This window comes from Saccharopolyspora sp. NPDC045941, assembly GCF_056431445.1.
In genome coordinates, this window is sequence record NZ_JBWKKU010000068.1 from 24,670 (window position 1) to 40,683 (window position 16,014).

General features: G+C 69.8%; 16 protein-coding genes, 1 tRNA gene and 1 pseudogene. 15 read left to right on the top strand and 3 right to left on the bottom strand.

All coding sequences use genetic code 11. The features are described 5' to 3' along the window. The first annotated feature begins 57 nt into the window (after nucleotides 1–57). Nucleotides 58–441, top strand: coding sequence for a winged helix-turn-helix transcriptional regulator (locus AC07FN_RS37260; protein ID WP_478399876.1), 384 nt, complete (start codon nucleotides 58–60; stop codon nucleotides 439–441). 375 nt (nucleotides 442–816) lie between these two features. Here the strand turns inward: AC07FN_RS37260 and AC07FN_RS37265 are convergent. Further along, nucleotides 817–889 (bottom strand) — tRNA-Gly (locus tag AC07FN_RS37265). A 72-nt stretch (nucleotides 890–961) separates the two neighbouring features. Next, nucleotides 962–1,372, bottom strand: coding sequence for a PPOX class F420-dependent oxidoreductase (locus tag AC07FN_RS37270; RefSeq protein ID WP_478399877.1), 411 nt, complete (start codon nucleotides 1,370–1,372; stop codon nucleotides 962–964). 112 nt (nucleotides 1,373–1,484) lie between these two features. Here AC07FN_RS37270 and AC07FN_RS37275 point away from each other — a divergent pair, with 112 nt between their 5' ends. The 10 genes and pseudogenes from AC07FN_RS37275 to AC07FN_RS37320 all read left to right on the top strand — a co-directional run bounded on the left by AC07FN_RS37275 (nucleotide 1,485) and on the right by AC07FN_RS37320 (nucleotide 11,890). Continuing rightward, nucleotides 1,485–2,084 (top strand): RNA polymerase sigma factor, encoded by a 600-nt coding sequence (locus AC07FN_RS37275; protein ID WP_358568027.1) that lies wholly within the window; start codon nucleotides 1,485–1,487, stop codon nucleotides 2,082–2,084. 184 nt (nucleotides 2,085–2,268) lie between these two features. Continuing rightward, nucleotides 2,269–2,706: a DUF983 domain-containing protein gene (locus AC07FN_RS37280; RefSeq protein WP_478399878.1), complete on the top strand. Its 438-nt coding sequence runs from the start codon at nucleotides 2,269–2,271 to the stop codon at nucleotides 2,704–2,706. A 78-nt stretch (nucleotides 2,707–2,784) separates the two neighbouring features. After that, complete coding sequence (locus AC07FN_RS37285) at nucleotides 2,785–3,636, top strand: Fpg/Nei family DNA glycosylase (protein WP_452613466.1); 852 nt, start codon at nucleotides 2,785–2,787, stop codon at nucleotides 3,634–3,636. Between the two features lie 158 nt (nucleotides 3,637–3,794). After that, the gene (locus tag AC07FN_RS37290; protein WP_452613705.1) at nucleotides 3,795–5,057 is read left to right on the top strand and encodes a GAF domain-containing sensor histidine kinase; all 1,263 of its coding nucleotides are present in this window, start codon (nucleotides 3,795–3,797) and stop codon (nucleotides 5,055–5,057) included. A 9-nt stretch (nucleotides 5,058–5,066) separates the two neighbouring features. Further along, the gene (locus AC07FN_RS37295; RefSeq protein WP_478399879.1) at nucleotides 5,067–5,975 is read left to right on the top strand and encodes a S49 family peptidase; all 909 of its coding nucleotides are present in this window, start codon (nucleotides 5,067–5,069) and stop codon (nucleotides 5,973–5,975) included. 439 nt (nucleotides 5,976–6,414) lie between these two features. Continuing rightward, on the top strand, nucleotides 6,415–7,191 hold the full coding sequence (locus AC07FN_RS37300) for a LytR/AlgR family response regulator transcription factor (RefSeq protein WP_452613706.1): 777 nt from the start codon (nucleotides 6,415–6,417) through the stop codon (nucleotides 7,189–7,191). A 16-nt stretch (nucleotides 7,192–7,207) separates the two neighbouring features. Further along, nucleotides 7,208–7,615, top strand: a complete 408-nt coding sequence (locus AC07FN_RS37305) for a hypothetical protein (RefSeq protein ID WP_478399880.1) — start codon at nucleotides 7,208–7,210, stop codon at nucleotides 7,613–7,615. Between the two features lie 48 nt (nucleotides 7,616–7,663). Further along, nucleotides 7,664–9,406, top strand: a complete 1,743-nt coding sequence (locus AC07FN_RS37310) for a sodium/solute symporter (protein WP_478399881.1) — start codon at nucleotides 7,664–7,666, stop codon at nucleotides 9,404–9,406. Nucleotides 9,407–9,731: 325 nt separating this feature from the next. Further along, nucleotides 9,732–10,058 (top strand): annotated as a pseudogene (locus tag AC07FN_RS37315) (DUF485 domain-containing protein); the annotation flags it as partial. Nucleotides 10,059–10,366: 308 nt separating this feature from the next. Then, nucleotides 10,367–11,890, top strand: coding sequence for a solute symporter family protein (locus AC07FN_RS37320; protein WP_478399895.1), 1,524 nt, complete (start codon nucleotides 10,367–10,369; stop codon nucleotides 11,888–11,890). A gap of 78 nt (nucleotides 11,891–11,968) precedes the next feature. On the opposite strand, the gene AC07FN_RS37325 is transcribed toward AC07FN_RS37320, so the two are convergent. After that, a complete protein-coding gene (locus tag AC07FN_RS37325) occupies nucleotides 11,969–12,187 on the bottom strand; it encodes a hypothetical protein (RefSeq protein WP_478399882.1) in 219 nt (72 codons plus the stop codon). Between the two features lie 240 nt (nucleotides 12,188–12,427). Here AC07FN_RS37325 and AC07FN_RS37330 point away from each other — a divergent pair, with 240 nt between their 5' ends. From AC07FN_RS37330 to AC07FN_RS37345, 4 genes are all read left to right on the top strand, one after another. Then, nucleotides 12,428–12,787 carry a rhodanese-like domain-containing protein gene (locus AC07FN_RS37330; RefSeq protein ID WP_478399883.1) on the top strand — a complete coding sequence of 120 codons (360 nt, stop codon included), beginning with the start codon at nucleotides 12,428–12,430 and terminating at the stop codon, nucleotides 12,785–12,787. Nucleotides 12,788–12,819: 32 nt separating this feature from the next. Then, nucleotides 12,820–13,704, top strand: a complete 885-nt coding sequence (locus AC07FN_RS37335) for a DUF4328 domain-containing protein (RefSeq protein WP_478399884.1) — start codon at nucleotides 12,820–12,822, stop codon at nucleotides 13,702–13,704. Between the two features lie 425 nt (nucleotides 13,705–14,129). Next, a complete protein-coding gene (locus AC07FN_RS37340; RefSeq protein WP_478399885.1) occupies nucleotides 14,130–14,981 on the top strand; it encodes a glycerophosphodiester phosphodiesterase in 852 nt (283 codons plus the stop codon). A gap of 21 nt (nucleotides 14,982–15,002) precedes the next feature. After that, nucleotides 15,003–15,953 carry a DUF5926 family protein gene (locus AC07FN_RS37345; RefSeq protein WP_452613473.1) on the top strand — a complete coding sequence of 317 codons (951 nt, stop codon included), beginning with the start codon at nucleotides 15,003–15,005 and terminating at the stop codon, nucleotides 15,951–15,953. Nucleotides 15,954–16,014 lie beyond the last annotated feature (61 nt).

A 16,014-nucleotide genomic window follows, 5' to 3' on the forward strand; every position in this document is an offset into this window, starting at 1 on the left:
GGTGGGAGAACCCGAGATTAGGCTTCCGATAGGAACCAGCAGGTACCCTTCGGCGCCATGAGCGAGTTCGGTCCCGGTGGTTCCTTTCTCGCCGACTGCCCGGCGCGTCTGGCGGTCGAACTGATCGCCGACAAGTGGACGGTGGTCGCGCTCTCCGGCCTCAGCAAAGGCCCGGTACGCCATGGCGAGTTGGTCGAGCTGATCGGCGGCGGCATCTCTCGCAAGGTGCTCACCCAGACGCTGCGTCGGCTCGAGTCGCACGGACTCGTCCGCCGCCACGCCTACGCCGAGGCGCCGCCCCGCGTCGAGTACGAGCTCACCCCGCTCGGGGTGACACTGATCGAACCGATCCACGTGCTGACCGAGTGGGCGAAGACGAACGGCGAAGCGGTCCTCGATGCGCTCGACGCCGGTCTAGGGCCGGTCGCCGGTAACGGCTGAGGCCCGCTTTCATCGAAGCCACCCAGAACCTCGGTCCCAGCCAACGACGAAATGCTCCACACCGTGCTGCGCCGCCGCGCGAACGGCGAGTCCTTCTTGCTGATCAGGACTGTCCGCCCGATTTCCCGAGCCTGCAGAGACCCCAAGACGGCGCCCCCGTGCCAAGGCGCCCCTGATGCGAAGGCTGCGATGAGACGGCCGCAGCGAAGCAAGGCAAGAGACGCTGGTCCCCGACCAGGCCGGGAACGCCACCCCACGCAAGGAGCAAGCGAAACCGGATCACCGCACCGTAGGGGGTTTGGGGGGATTCGATCCCCCCAATGAAATGACGAGGAGCCGAGGTCGAACGAAGTCGACACACGGCTCCCAGCTCCGAGCGGATGACGGGACTCGAACCCGCGACCCTCACCTTGGCAAGGTGATGCGCTACCAGCTGCGCTACATCCGCGTATTCAGCGCCCTGTTGGGCTGTTGACGACTACTTTAGCCCATCGTTTCAAGTCCGTTCACCGGGGGTCCCTCAACGGCTCGGAGAGCTGGTCGCGCGGGTCGGGGTGATGCGCAGGAGGACGCGGTGTTCCTCCTGCATGGCCCGGCGGTAGGCGGCCCAGTCCTGGTGTTCGCCGGAGATGCTGCGGTAGTACTCCTCCAGGAGGGGGAGGGCGGCCGGGAGCTGGACGATCTCGACGGTGCCTTCGACCTGGATCCAGCGGCCGAAGAACTGGTCGGGCAGGACGCACAGCCAGGCGCGCGGGTCGCGGCGCAGGTTGCGCACTTTGGCGGCGCCAGCGACAGTGCTGACGGTGACGTGTCCGGCGCTGTCCGTGGTGGTCAGCACCGGTGTCATCTGGGGTGTGCCGTCGGCGCGGAGCGTGCTGAGCACGGCGCGGTGCTGGTTGCCGATCACTTCGCGGGCTTCGTCGAGATCCACTCCGACCTCCCGTGCGGTGCTGGTGACAGCCGTGGCCTTGGGGGTCCACGGTAGCGATCGCGCTGGTCGCGCGGTATTCGCCGCGGCTGTTCGTTGGGGGGAGTTCATGGGGATGCGTGAGGATGTCGCCGGGGGTCTGCAGCCGGATGACCGGGTGCTGCTGGCGCGGTTGCGGGCGGGCGATGATCTCGCCTACGGCGATCTGTACCGGCGGTATGCGCCTGCGGTGCGGCGGTTCGCGTTGAGCATGCCGCGGCCCGGGATCGACGTCGACGACGTTGTCGCCGAGGTGTTCTTGCGCACATTGCGCGCGGTTCGGGGCGGCTGCGGGCCGCGGGATGCGATCCGCACCTACCTGTTCACGGTGGTGCGCCGGGTGCTGGGGGAGTGGGCGGCCGCTCGCCGGGACGAGCCGATGAACGCCGACGAGCTGGGCGAGCACGCGCCGCGGCAGCGCGATCACCAGTTCGTGCAAGCCGAGGGCGAGTTGCTGGCCCGCGCGTTCCACCGGTTGCCGGCGCGCTGGCGCGAGGTCCTGTGGCGGACCGAGGTGGAGGGGCATCGGCCCGCCAGCCTGGCCGATCAGCTGGGGCTGACGCCGAATGCGACGGCGGTGCTGGCGCATCGGGCGCGGCGCGGGTTGCGGGAGGCCTACGAGGAGGCGGCCGCGGTGTCCGGCCGCCGGGCTGCGGGGTGTTCGCGCCGCGGTTGATCGGTCGCGTTCGGGGTTGGCCGGACGCCGCTCATGATCGACAATGGGCCTGGTTCGGGGACGACTATCACCCGTCGGGCCCATGACGTACGCGGTACCGTTGCTTCACGCTCGGTGACCGACGGGATTCGAGTGGCGAGACGATGTTCCGAAGCGACCAGCCCGGGTGGGCGGGGAGGCGACGATGAACCGGGTGGTGCGGGGTTCCGACGGCCGTGAGTGGACCATCAAGGCGAACCTGGAGTGGTCCAACCCGATCGCGGCGGACGAGTTCGAGCACGACGTGAACGGGGGCTCGGCGCCGGCGATCCTGATGGGCGCGGTGTTCCTGTTCCTGGTCGTGATGTTCGTGGTGTGGACGCCGGACGAGGTGTACGTGCCGAGCTGGTTGATCTTGCTGCTGATCGCGGCCGTGCTGTTCTTCCCGGTCCGCTGGGTGCTGCGGCGCCCGTGGACGGTCACCGCCGTCACCCCGGGTGACCACGACGAGAACCCGCCGGAGACCTGGGTGGGCGTAGTGCGCGGCTTCGTCGACGTGCGCCAGGAGGTTTCGTCGGTGTCCCGGCACATCGAGCTGTACGCCGAGCCGGACATGAACGGCAGCCTGCAGCCCGTCGAGTAGTCCCGCCACCCGCACCGCCACGCGGGATGAGTTCTCGAACGAACTGCTTTTCGCGGGTTCTGTCTGCACACTGGACCGGTGCCGGAACTTCCCGAGGTGGAGGCGTTGGCCCAGCACCTCCGCGACAACGCCGTGGGCCGGACCGTCGAGCGCGTCGACGTCGCGTCGATGAGCGTGCTGAAGACGGCGAGCCCGCCGTGGACCGAGCTGCACGGTCGTGCCGTCACCGACGCGGTGCGGCATGGCAAGTACCTGGATCTCGACTGCGGCGGGCTGCACCTGGTCTGCCACCTGGCGCGGGCCGGCTGGCTGCGCTGGTCGGACAACCTGTCCCCGGCGCCGCCGAAGCCCGGCAGGGGGCCGATCGCGCTGCGGGTGCACCTGGGCGGCGCCGGTTTCGACCTGACCGAGGCCGGCACCCAGAAGAAGCTGGCGGCGTGGGTCGTCGCGTCGCCGGCGGAGGTGCCGGGGATCGCGAAGCTGGGTCCGGATGCGCTGGGCCTGGACCTGGCCGGGCTGACCGAGGTCTTGGCGGGGCGCACCGAGCGGATCAAGACGTTGCTCACCGACCAGTCGGCGCTGGCCGGGATCGGCAACGCCTATTCCGACGAGATTTTGCACGCCGCGAAGCTGTCGCCGTTCGCGACGGCGGGCAAGCTCGACGCCGCCGCGGTCGAGCGGCTGCACGGCAGCATGCAGGAGATCCTGCAGGACGCCGTGGCGCGTTCGCTGAAGCAGGACGCGGCGCGGCTGAAGGCGGAGAAGCGGTCGGGGATGCGGGTGCACGCGCGCACCGGATTGCCGTGCCCGGTGTGCGGTGACGCGGTCCGGGAGGTGTCCTTCGCGGACCGGTCGATGCAGTACTGCCCGACCTGCCAGACCGGTGGCAAGCCGCTCGCGGACCGCCGGTTGTCCCGTCTGCTGAAGTAGTTGTCCACAGCCTGTGGGCAGATCGGCCGGTTGTGCACAGGCCGTTGCCGCTGGTTGGACGCACCGTTCCCGCTGAACGGAATAGTAAGGTACCGCTTACCGATGGAAACGGTGCACTGAGCGTAGCCGCCTTGATTCCAAGCGTGGCGGGCGTGAAGATTGATGTTGTGCCCGAGATGTTGACTGAGCGGTCGGTCCTGACCACGCTCGCCGCACTCGCCGTGCTCGGCATGTTCGTACTGCTGTGCCGGGCGCGCCGGGTGAGCACGTCGGTGGAGGACGCCACGCTGGCGGCGCTGCACCGGGTGACCAGTGCGGCCCCGCACCTGCGGGCCGGGCTCACCCAGGAATCCGCCGACAAGACCGCGCCGCACCTGCGCGAGCTGCTGGCGTGCGTCGCCGTCGGCATCGTCGACGCCGACGGCACGCTGCTGAGCTGGGACGGCGAGGCGAACTACCACTACGCCGACCTGCGGACCAAGATCGAGCAGGTCCTGCGCACCGGCAAGCGCGAGTTCCTCGACCACGGCGACGTGACCTGCGACCACCGGCCCTGCCCGATGCGGCACGCCGTGGTGGTGCCGCTGGAGGTCGAGGGCGAGAACCGCGGCGCGCTGACCGTCATCGCCGGCGGCGACCGCAAGCGGCTGCTGCGCGCGGCCGCCGAGGTCGCCAACCACGTGTCGACCCAGCTGGAACTGGCCGAGCTGCAGGAGTCCAAGGAACGGCTGGCCAAGGCCGAGGTGCGGGCGTTGCGGGCGCAGATCTCGCCGCACTTCATCTACAACGCGCTGAACACCATCGGCTCGCTGATCCGCACCGACCCGGAGCACGCACGCGACCTGCTGCAGGAGTTCGCCGACTTCACCCGCTACTCGTTCCGCACCAGCGGGCTCTACACCACGCTGGCCGACGAGATCCGCAACATCGACCGCTACCTCACGCTGGAGAGCGCCCGCTTCGGCCCGGACCGGCTGAACGTGCAGCTCAAGATCGCCCCGGAGGTGCTGCCGGTGGTGGTGCCGTTCCTGGCGCTGCAACCGCTGGTGGAGAACGCCGTCCGGCACGGCCTGGCGACCAAGCCCGGCGGCGGCACGGTGTCGGTGATCGCCGAGGACAACGGCACCGAGGCGCTGATCAGCGTGGACGACGACGGCATCGGGATGGATCCGGAGCTGCTCGACGCGGAGCTGGCCAACGCGCACCTGACCGGCGCGCACGTCGGCCTCGGCAACATCAACAACCGGATGCGGGCCACCTTCGGCAACGACTACGGGCTGGTCGTGGAGACGGAGAAGGGCGCGGGCATGAAGGTCATCATGCGGGTGCCGAAGTTCGCGCCGGGCGTGCGGCCGGTGCCGCCGCAGTCGATCGACGAGCCGAGCGTCGGGTTGGCGGCCGGGCCGCAGCTCAGCCGGTAACGTCGAGGTATGAACGACAAGGCGCCGCAGAAGTTCACCGACATGTTGACCGGGAAGCTGTCCGCGAAGCTGCCGGGCAAGCTCGCCGAGCGCGCCGAGCGCGGCCCGGTGGTCGCCGTGGTGAAGCTGCACGGCGTCATCACGCCGACGGCATCGCCGATGAGCCGGCCGACGATCTCGCTGCAGAACGTGGAATCCGCGCTGACGCGCGCGTTCGGGCACGACCGGCTCAGCGCCGTGGTGCTGTCGATCAACTCGCCGGGCGGATCGCCGACCCAGTCGGCGCTGGTGGCGGACCGGATCCGGGGCCTGGCCGAGGAGAAGCGGGTGCCGGTGCTGGCGTTCTGCGAGGACGTCGCGGCCTCGGGCGGCTACTGGCTGGCCTGCGCGGCCGACGAGATCTACGCGCACTCGACGTCGCTGGTCGGTTCGGTCGGCGTGGTCAGCTCGGGCTTCGGGCTCACCGGCCTGCTGGAGAAGCTCGGCGTGGAGCGCCGGGTGCACACCGCGGGAACGCACAAGGTGCGGCTCGACCCGTTCAGCCCGGAGAAGGACGAGGACGTGCAGTGGCTGCGCGGCCTGCAGGACGAGCTGCACGAGCAGTTCCGCGCCTGGGTGCGCAAGCGCCGCGGCGAGAAGCTCGACGGCGCCGACGACGACCTGTTCTCCGGCGAGATCTGGACCGGCGTGAAGGCCGAGGAGCTCGGGCTGGTCGACGGCTTGGGCACCCTGCGGGGCATCGTGAAGGACAAGTTCCCGGACGCGCACCTGCTGACGGTGGAGCCGCGGAAGCCGCTGCTGGCCCGGCTCGGTATGTCGTCCTCGGTCCGGCTGGGCGGCAGCGGCGGGGCGGACACCGTGCTCGCCGCAGTGGAGGCGCTGGAGCACCGCGCGATGTGGAACCGCTTCGGGCTCTAGATCCGGGCGAATTGTCGGTGAACACTTCGGGTCGCTGCGGTGGCCCGAAGTGCTCACGAGATCCGGTGGAAGCGCTGCTCCACTCCGGCGAATCCCTTGCGAACGCTGGGTAATCGGCGTGATCGCACTGCGTAGATCATGGTTTCGGAGTCGTCACTCGTTCGGCCGCATACCTTGGGCTGATCGGGCTAAAAGTCGTGCCGCTGAGCGGATTTCCGCACTGCGCACCCCCTGGTGTCCAGCGCGCTCCGTTAGCAACTAGTTTGGTTGTCAGGCGTGACTGACCTCACTCGTCGGCTCGGGTGGCACGAGGCTGCGCCAGTGGGTGGGGCCGACACTCGATCATGGACAGTGCGCCGTGGGCGCGGCAGGATATGGCGTTGCAGTGAGTACACGAGAGAATCCAGCGGGTCTCGTCGTTCTGGCCGTCGATGACGAGATGGCCGGGTTGGACGAGATGAAGTACCTGCTCGGCAACAACGGGCGGGTCGGACGGGTGTTGACGGCGTTCGACGCCGCCGAAGCGCTGCGGCTGCTGCGCAGCGACGATCCCGAGCTGCTCGGCAGGCGTGACGGCGACGAGTCCATTGTGGACGCGGTCTTCGCGGACGTGTCGATGCCCGGGCTCAGCGGGATGGAGCTGGCCAGGGTGCTCACCGCGTTCCGCAATCCGCCTGCCCTGGTGTTCATCACCGGGCACGAGGAGAACGCGCTGGAGGCGTTCGAGGTCGGCGCGCTGGACTACATCATGAAGCCGGCCAACGCCGAGCGCGTCGATCGCGCGCTGCGCACCATCGAGAAGAACAAGGCCCAGGCGGCCAAGGGATCCCGCGCGCTGGAGGCGCCGGCTGCCGACGACGACGAGGTCATCCCGGTCGAACTCGCCGGCACCACCCGGATGATCCCGCGCAAGGACGTGCGCTGGGTCGAGGCGCAGGGCGACTACGCCCGGCTGCACACCGCCGAGGACTCGCACCTGGTGCGGATCCCGTTGGCGCAGCTGGAAGAACGCTGGGCGGAGGCCGGTTTCCTGCGCATCCACCGGTCGTTCCTGGTGTCGCTGCCGCTGGTCACCGAGCTGCGCATGTCGTCGTCCGGGTACTCGGTGGTGCTCGGCGGCGGGCCGTCGAAGGAGCTGCCGGTCAGCAGGCGGCACACCCGCGAGCTGAAGGACCGGCTGGTCCGGGCGCCGCGGCAGGGCTGGGGCCAGCAATGAACCGCGGTTCGGCGGGATGAGCCCGGACCACGGCTTCGACATCCGCGCGCGGCTGGGCGATTCGACGCCCCGCCCGCGCCGCAAGCGCGTCGTGCTCGCCGACCGCCGGACCCGGCAGGTCGCGCGCACCATCATGGAGCTGGAGGAGCAGACCAGCGTCGGCGAGGTGCTGGTCCGGCACCTGGTGAAGGTGCAGCTGCGCAGCGCGCTGGTGCTGACCGGCGTGGTCGCCGTCGTGCTGCTCGGGCTGCCGGTGCTGTTCTGGGCGGTCCCGTCGATCGGCGACTTCGAGTTGCTCGGCTTCCGGCTGCCGTGGCTGCTGCTCGGCGTGCTGGTCTACCCGTTCCTGCTGCTGATCGGGTACCTGTGCACCCGCAGCGCGGAGCGGCACGAGCGGGACTTCATCCACATGGTGGAGCAGTGACCGCATGATCGACGACGGATTTCGACACACCAGGGGCGGCGCGGTGCGATGGTTTCGAATTCCTGGTCCCTGCTAGGGATCGTGCTGATCGTCGCGGCGACCCTGGGCATCGGGATCTGGGGTTCCCGGTCGGCGCGCACCACCTCCGACTTCTTCGCGGCGCGGCAGCTGGTGCGCGAAGAGCGCAACGCGGTGGCGATCTCCGGTGAGTACCTGTCGGCGGCGTCGTTCCTGGGCATCGCGGGTCTGGTGATCAAGGACGGGGTGGACGCGCTGTGGTACCCGATCGGCTTCGCGGCCGGGTACCTGGCGCTGACGCTGTTCGTCGCCGCGCCGATGCGTCGCTCCGGCGCGTACACGCTGCCCGATTTCGCCGAGGCCCGGCTGGGTTCGCTGCGGTTGCGGACGCTGTGCACCGCGCTGGTGGTGCTGATCGGCTGGCTCTACCTGGTGCCGCAGCTGCAGGCCGCCGGGATGACGCTGGCGGCGATCGTCGGCTTGCACTACTGGGTGGGGGTTTTCGCGGTCGCGGTGATCGTGCTGCTGACCGTGGCGACCGGCGCGCTGCGCGCCGTCACGTTGGTGCAGGGCTTCCAGTACTGGGTGAAGCTGTTCGCGATCACGGTGCCCGCGTTCGCGTTGTTCGTGGTCTTCGTCAACGCGCCGCCGCACCAGGCGCTCGACGAGCCGCTGCCGCCGGTCTTCCCGCGTGACACGACGGTGCACATCGACACCGACGTGCAGCTGCGGGTCAGCGAGCCGGTGTGGGCGGCCGAAGGCACCGGCTCGATCTACCTGCAGCCCGGCGAGTACTCGATGGCGGCGGGCACCGATCTGCGGTTCCCGGCAGGCGCGGCGGTCCCGGTCGTCGCGGCGGCCGAGGCCGACAACGCGACCTGGTTGCGGCCGCACGGCGACGGCGTTTCCGGGCTGCTCGAAACGTATTCGGTGCTGATCGCGACGTTCCTTGGCACCATGGGCCTGCCGCACGTGCTCGCCCGCTTCTACACCAACCCGAGCGGGTCCGGCGCGCGCCGCACCACGCTGTTCGTGCTGGCGTTGCTCGGCGCGTTCTACCTGTTCCCGACGATCTTCGGGATGCTTTCCCGGCTGTACGTGCCGCACTTGCTGGTCACCGGCGAGACCGATGCGGCGGTTCTGCTGCTGCCGCAGGCGATGCTGGACAACTGGGTGGGCGGGCTGCTCGCGGCGATCACCGCGGCCGGGGCGTTCGCCGCGTTCCTGTCGACCTCTTCCGGCCTGGTGGTGAGCGTGGCCGGGGTGCTGTCCTCGCGCGACGCGCTCCGCGGCCGGACGCTCGACTTCCGGCTGGCGGCCGCGCTGGGCTGCCTGGTGCCGACGCTCCTGGCGCTGCCCGCGGACAACCACGACATCGCGCGCAGCGTGGGATTGGCGTTCGCGATGGCCGCTTCCACGTTCTGCCCGGTGCTGGTGCTCGGGATCTGGTGGCGCGGGCTCACCGCGGTGGGCGCCGCCACCGGCATGGTGGTCGGCTGCTGCCTGGTGCTGATCGCGGTGGCGTGCTCGCACTTCGTCGGGGACGGGGCGGGCTGGCTCGCGACGCTGGTCAGGCAGCCCGCGCTGGTCACCGTGCCGATCGCGTTCGCGGTGACCGGACTGGTCAGCTTGGCTACCCGGGCGCGGGTGCCGGCCGGGGTGGGCCGGGTGATGCTGCGGCTGCACGCGCCGGATCGGCTCGGTTTCTTCGACGGCCGGCTCAGCGCGGAGGCCGCGGAGCAGGCGCCGACCGAGGGTCGCCACCAACGCTGAACGTGAGCATCCGTCGCGTTCTTTGGACTTTTTGGGTGGATTCCGAGACGAATGCAATCACCTTTCGTGTTTGTTGGTTTAGACCAATAGAAAATCAATAGGCTGAACGGGTGAAATCGATCTGGTGAGACGCAAATTCAGCGCGTCCGCTTGGCCTCGGATAACTTCACTCGATCGTTAGCTTGCGTACTCCCAACGGGGCTTCACAGCGGTGGTCGAACTACGTAGCGTTCCCGCGTTGAACTGATTCAGCAGGCTCCCGTACCGGCGGCACCCGGGACGGAGCCTTTTCTTGTGGGAGGACACCGTGAGCACCACGGACCAAATCGGGTCCGGGTCCGGTATCGACGCCGAAACCTGGGCCGCTGCCCATAGCAGCCCCGAATTCACCACCCTGCGACGCAGACTGCGCAACTTCGTCTTCCCGGTCTCGGCACTGTTCCTGGCCTGGTATCTGGTCTACGTGCTGCTCGCCGACTACGCGCACGGCTTCATGAGCATCAAGCTGGTCGGCAACATCAACGTCGGCCTCGTGCTGGGCCTGCTGCAGTTCGTGTCCACGTTCGCCATCACCACCTGGTACGTGCGATTCGCCAACCGGGAGCTCGACCCGATCGCCGAGGGGATCCGCGAATCCCTCGAGGGCGGCGCGAGCGACAAGGCGGAGGACACCGCGAGCGACATCGCGGAGGACACCGCGGAGGACTCGACCGACGACGCCCCGGAGAAGTCCGCGGAGGACTCGACCGACGACGCCCCGGAGAAGTCCGCAGACGACAGCGCCGAGAAGGAAGCCGCCGATGACGACGGCGACGACGGCGCGAAGGACGACGGCGCGAAGAAGGACGACTCCGAAGGAGGCCAGAAGTGATCGCCGCACTTTCCCCGCTGGCCCAGGGCGAAACCGCGAACAACAGCGCGCTCAACATCGGCATCTTCGCGCTGTTCGTCGTGGTCACCATGGTCATCGTGTTCCGCGCCAGCCGGAACACCAAGACCGCCTCCGACTACTACGCCGGCGGCCGCGCGTTCACCGGCCCGCAGAACGGCATCGCCATCGCCGGTGACTACCTGTCGGCGGCGTCGTTCCTCGGCATCGCCGGGGCGATCGCGGTCTACGGCTACGACGGCTTCCTGTACTCGATCGGCTTCCTGGTGGCCTGGCTGGTGGCGTTGCTGCTGGTCGCGGAGCTGCTGCGGAACACCGGCAAGTACACGATGGGCGACGTGCTCAGCTTCCGGATGAAGGAACGTCCGGTGCGCACCGCCGCGTCGCTGTCCACCCTGGCCGTGACGTTCTTCTACCTGCTCGCGCAGATGGCCGGTGCCGGCGGCCTGGTCGCGCTGCTGCTGGGCATCACGAACAAGACCGGCCAGGCCGCGGTGATCTTCGTCGTCGGCGCGCTGATGATCGTCTACGTGCTGGTCGGCGGCATGAAGGGCACCACCTGGGTGCAGATCATCAAGGCGGTGCTGCTGATCGCGGGCGCCTTCGTGATGACCATCTGGGTGCTCGCCATGTACGGCTTCAACTTCTCGGGCCTGCTCGGCGCGGCCGCCGACGTGGCAGGCGACAAGGTGCTCAACCCGGGCGCCCAGTACGGCAAGACCGAGATCAGCAAGCTGGACTTCGTCTCGCTGGGCATCGCGCTGGTGCTCGGCACCGCGGGTCTGCCGCACGTGCTGATGCGCTTCTACACCGTGCCCACCGCGAAGGAAGCCCGCCGCTCGGTGGTCTGGGCGATCTGGCTGATCGGCCTGTTCTACCTGTTCACGCTGGTCCTGGGCTACGGTGCCGGGGCGCTGGTCGGCTCCGACGTGATCAAGAAGGCGCCGGGCGGAGTGAACTCGGCGGCGCCGCTGCTGGCGCTGGAGATCGGCGGCCCGCTGCTGCTGGGCTTCATCTCCGCGGTCGCGTTCGCGACGATCCTCGCGGTCGTCGCCGGCCTGACGATCACCGCGTCCGCCTCGTTCGCGCACGACATCTACGCGAACGTGATCAAGAAGGGCAAGGTCGACGACAAGGGCCAGGAGGTCAAGGTCGCCCGGATCACCGCGGTGGTCATCGGCATCGTGTCGATCCTGGGCGGCATCGCGGCCAACGGCCAGAACATCGCGTTCCTGGTGGCGCTGGCGTTCGCGGTCGCCGCTTCGGCGAACCTGCCGACGCTGCTGTACTCGCTGTTCTGGAAGCGGTTCAACACCAACGGCGCGCTGTGGAGCATCTACGGCGGTCTGGCGGTCACCATCCTGCTGATCGTCTTCTCGCCCGCCGTCTCCGGTGGCGAGGACTCGATGTTCCCGTCGCTGGACTTCGCGCTGTTCCCGCTGAAGAACCCGGGCCTGGTGTCGATCCCGGTGTCCTTCCTGCTCGGCTACATCGGCACGGTGCTGAGCAAGGACTCGGCCGACAAGGCCAAGCAGGCGGAGATGGAGGTCCGGTCGCTGACCGGCGCCGGCGCGGAGAAGGCCGTCTCGCACTGACGCGCTGAACCGCTCCGCCTCGAACGAGCGCCCCGTCCGGCCGAGAGCCGGGCGGGGCGCTTTCGTCGGTCGTTCGCGTCAAGCGGCGCTCAGCTCGGATTCGGCGGCCGTGAAGTGCGCTTCCCATATGTCGCCGTCGGCCCGGCGGGGCGGGACGCGAACCAGCAGGGCCTGCACGCGCGGGTCGGTCATCCGCACGAACCCGGCGAACCGCGGTGATCCGCCGTCCTCCGGAACCGTCGCCAGATGTCCCCAGTCGCTGCCGTTCGGCCAGCGGAGAATGGCTCGACGAGACATGGCTTTCCTTCCTGCCGGGCGGATTCCGCGAACGGATCTGAATCGAACAAGCACACTGTGGCACGAGACCTCGCGAAAACGGCGATATCTTCGGGATCTCCGACCGAAAGCGTGATCAACTACGAAATGGTCTCGTGTTATCGCAGGTGAAGGCGGGTTTTTCCGGGGTGTGAGGCGTCCGCCGGCGCGAAAGACGAGTCTCTTACGCCGGCACCACGCATCTCGTGGCAGCATCGGGGTGTGACTACTCCAGTTCCCGGTCATCAGGTGCCCGGCGTCCAGCCGGAGGAGCTGCCCGCGCAGCTGCCGGAGGGCAGCGTGCTGCTCGACGTGCGCGAGGCGAACGAGTGGCAGGCCGGGCACGCGCCCGAGGCCGTGCACCTCCCGATGAGCGAGCTCGTGCAACGGCTCGATGAGATCCCGGAGGCCGACCAGGTCTTCGTGATCTGCCGCTCCGGCGGCCGGTCGGCGAAGGTCGCCGCGTACCTCAACGCCAACGGCTGGGACGCGATCAACGTCGAGCGCGGCATGAACGGCTGGTTCGCCATCGGGCGGCCGCTGGTCTCCGACGACGCCGACGGCGAGCCGTACGTGCTGTGACGGCCCGACCTCCCGGCCCCGGACGGCCGAGCGTGGAGTGGGTCGCCACCCCGCCCGGTGGCCCGCGGCGGATCCGGCCGCCACGCCGACCGCACCGCTACACCGGCCCGCCGGCCTACCCGGCCGTGCCGCGCTGGGGCTTCCCGCTGCTCGCGTGGCGGTGGCCGCTGGCACTGCCGCTGCGGCCGCACGTCGATCCGATGCTGCGGGCGGTGTCCGCCGCCGGGACCGCGGTGGTGACGCTGTGGATCACCGCGGGCGTGGCGGCGCTGGCCACCTTCGCGGAGTGCTGGCGGTACGTGCTGCTGCTGATCAGCCGCAGCCAGGCGCTTCCGCGCACGCCGCTGGCGATCTCCGACGTGCTGGTCGGCACGACCGGCTCGATCCTCTGGGTGCTCGGCGTGCTCTCCGGTGTTTTCGCCGTCCTGTGGGGCCTGCGGGCGCGCGCTGCGGCGGCGGAACGCATCGGGGTGCAGAGCGCCCGGCCCGACTGGCAGGTGGTCGTCGGCGTCCTGGTGCCGGGGCTGAACCTGTCCGTGCCGGGCTCGACGCTGGCCGAGCTGGAGCATTCCGTGCTCGTCGCGGAAGGCGTGCGCCGCCGGGGTGAGCGGCCGTTCCCGACGCTGCGCGTCCGGTTCTGGTGGGCGGCGTGGGTGGGAACCCTGCTGCTCGGCTGGCTCTCGTTCGGCTGGGGATTCTTCGGCAGCGTGCAGGCCCAGGCGGACGGCGTCGTGCTGCACGCGCTCAACAACGCCCTGGTCACGACCCTGGCGATCATGACGGCGCTGCTGATCAAGTACCTGATGCGGCTGCTCGCCCCGCTGGACCCGACGGAGCTCGCGCAACTCCGGGTCCGCGCGGTCCGCGCCGCGCCGCCCGCGCCCCGGGCAACCCGCCCCACCAGCGCTCCGCGCTGACCGCACGTCCGAGGTTCCGCAATTTCCATTGAGGTTTTTCCAACCTCGTTCTGCGTGGCGGTGCGGGTGGCGGAACCTCAGAGGCTCCCTGGTCTGTGGGTGCCCTGACTTATGTATGTCCGATACACGGCGTCAGGGCCGTCCTCGCCAGGAAGCCTCTGAGAACCCGCGGCGGTGCGAGTGTCGTAGGTGGGCTATGCGCCTGCGGCGTATGCGACACCCATCGACGTGCAGCTTTGCGTCCCGCGGTTGCGGGCCGACCAGGATGAAAAAGGCTCAATTGGACCTTCGATTTCAATGGAAATTGCGGAACCACGAGGACGTGGGCGGGGGGTTCGCTTCGTCACGTGGTGGTGCGGGTCCTCGGTGACGCTGTTGTTGCGGTGCGTCACAGATGCCGGAAGTGGATCTGGATCGCCCGCATAATGGGCGCCGTGCGGCAACCGACCCCCGACGTCGTCGCGCACCGAGGAGCCTCCGCGCATCGCGCCGAGCACACCCGCGGTGCCTACGAACTGGCCCTCGAACAGGGCGCCGACGCGCTCGAATGCGATATCCGGGTCAGCCGGGACGGCCACCTGGTGTGCGTGCACGACCGGCGCATCGACCGGACCTCCAGCGGCCGCGGCGTGGTCAGCGAGCTCACCGTCGCCGCGATGTCCGAAGTGGACTTCGGCGGCTGGCACCAGGAACCGCCCCGGTCGGCGGACGACCTGGTGCGCGGCCCGGCCGCGGAGCCCGAGCACGGCGTGCTGCTGCTCGACGAACTCCTCGGCCTGCTGCGGGACAACTCGCGCCCGGTCCGGCTGTTCATCGAGACCAAGCACCCGGTGCGCTACGGCGGGCTGGTGGAGCGCAAGCTGGTCGCGCTGCTGGCCAGGCACGGCTTGGCGACGCCGGTGGACCGGGAGAACTCGCCGGTGCTGATGATGTCGTTCGCGCAGTCCGCGGTGCGCCGGTTCCACGAGGCCGCGCCGGGCGTGCCGACGGTCCTGCTGTTCGACCGGTTCCGCGGCCCGCTGCGCTCCGGCGTGCTCCCGCCGTGGGCGGACCTCGCCGGGCCGGGCATCGGCCTGCTGCGCGAGGACCCGGGATTCGTCGCGCGCGCGGCCGCGCTCGGCCGCGACACGTACTGCTGGACCGTCGACGACCCCGCGGACATCGAGCTGTGCGCCCGTTCCGGAGTGCGCTTCGTGGCCACCAATGCGCCCGCGTCCACCCGCTTCCACCTGGCTGAATCGGGCCTCGCGCAGTTCGGTAGCGTCACGGCGAAGTGACCATGAGCGAGGGGATCTGCAGTGTCGAAGCGAACCGCACCCAAGCCCCAGGCGGACACCGGGATCAAGCCGCGCCAGCCCTGCCCGTGCGGTTCGGGGAAGCGCTACAAGGCTTGCCACGGTGCCGCGGGCGGCGCCGCCGACGTGATCGTGACCAGGCCGTTCGAGGGCTTGGCCGCGGAATGCGAGCTGGTCGCGCTGCGCGAGTTCGTCCCGTCGGCGACCGCGAAGCTGCCGCTGCGCGGGGAGGGCGCGGTCACGCTCGCGACCGTGCTGCCGATGGCCGCCGCCGCGCTGCGGCGCAACGACGACAAGTCCTTCATCGGGCTGCAGGTGCAGACCCACTCCGGTGACATCAGCCGGGATCTCGCGCGGGCCGTCGAGTGGGTGCAGACCGCCGAGATCGGCGAGTCGCTGTCGGTGGTGGGCCCGGAGACGGCCGAGCCCGGCACCATTCCGGCCCGCCTGCAGGACCTGCTCGACCCGGCCGCGCCGCTGGAGGTCGAGCTGCACGAGGACTTCGCCTGGTGGCTGCCCGGCGACGTGGAGCCGACCGGCGAGGTCGCGCTGTCCCTGGAGCGGGCGAACGCGGCGATCATGCCCACCGATCGGCTGACCGCCGAAGGTGTGGAATCCGCGTACTGGGTCGACGCGGGCGAGAAGGCCCACCTGCGCTGGGTGCGCCCGGAGCCCGAGGAACAGCTGCTGGCGGCGCTCGCGCGGCTGTCCGCCCGGGGCGAGCTGGCGCTCGGCGAGGACAGCAAGTACGCGGGATCGTTCCGCGCGCACGGCCTGCTGGTGCCGGTGTGGGACCTCGACCGCGAGAAGCACGCGCGCGAGTGGGACGAGCCCGCCGCGGAGCTCGGGCGCCGGCTGGCCGACGCCCTCGGCTCGCTCGACTCGGAGCCGCTGAACGCGGCGGAGCGGCGCGCCCGCGACGGCCTCCGCGGCCGCCAGGTCACCATCCGCTGAGCCCGGTGTCGGGCGGTTCCGGCCGGAACCGCCCGACACGGCTCCACAGTGGACAGATTCG

Bases quoted from the DNA above. Each gene is read 5' to 3' on its own strand.
- AC07FN_RS37260 (WP_478399876.1), top strand. From the start codon at position 58: ATGAGCGAGTTCGGTCCCGGTGGTTCCTTTCTCGCCGACTGCCCGGCG.
- AC07FN_RS37275 (WP_358568027.1), top strand. From the start codon at position 1,485: ATGCGTGAGGATGTCGCCGGGGGTCTGCAGCCGGATGACCGGGTGCTG.
- AC07FN_RS37280 (WP_478399878.1), top strand. From the start codon at position 2,269: ATGAACCGGGTGGTGCGGGGTTCCGACGGCCGTGAGTGGACCATCAAG.
- AC07FN_RS37295 (WP_478399879.1), top strand. From the start codon at position 5,067: ATGAACGACAAGGCGCCGCAGAAGTTCACCGACATGTTGACCGGGAAG.
- AC07FN_RS37300 (WP_452613706.1), top strand. From the start codon at position 6,415: ATGGCCGGGTTGGACGAGATGAAGTACCTGCTCGGCAACAACGGGCGG.
- AC07FN_RS37305 (WP_478399880.1), top strand. From the start codon at position 7,208: ATGAGCCCGGACCACGGCTTCGACATCCGCGCGCGGCTGGGCGATTCG.
- AC07FN_RS37310 (WP_478399881.1), top strand. From the start codon at position 7,664: ATGGTTTCGAATTCCTGGTCCCTGCTAGGGATCGTGCTGATCGTCGCG.
- AC07FN_RS37320 (WP_478399895.1), top strand. From the start codon at position 10,367: ATGGTCATCGTGTTCCGCGCCAGCCGGAACACCAAGACCGCCTCCGAC.
- AC07FN_RS37325 (WP_478399882.1), bottom strand. From the start codon at position 12,187: ATGTCTCGTCGAGCCATTCTCCGCTGGCCGAACGGCAGCGACTGGGGA.
- AC07FN_RS37340 (WP_478399885.1), top strand. From the start codon at position 14,130: ATGGGCGCCGTGCGGCAACCGACCCCCGACGTCGTCGCGCACCGAGGA.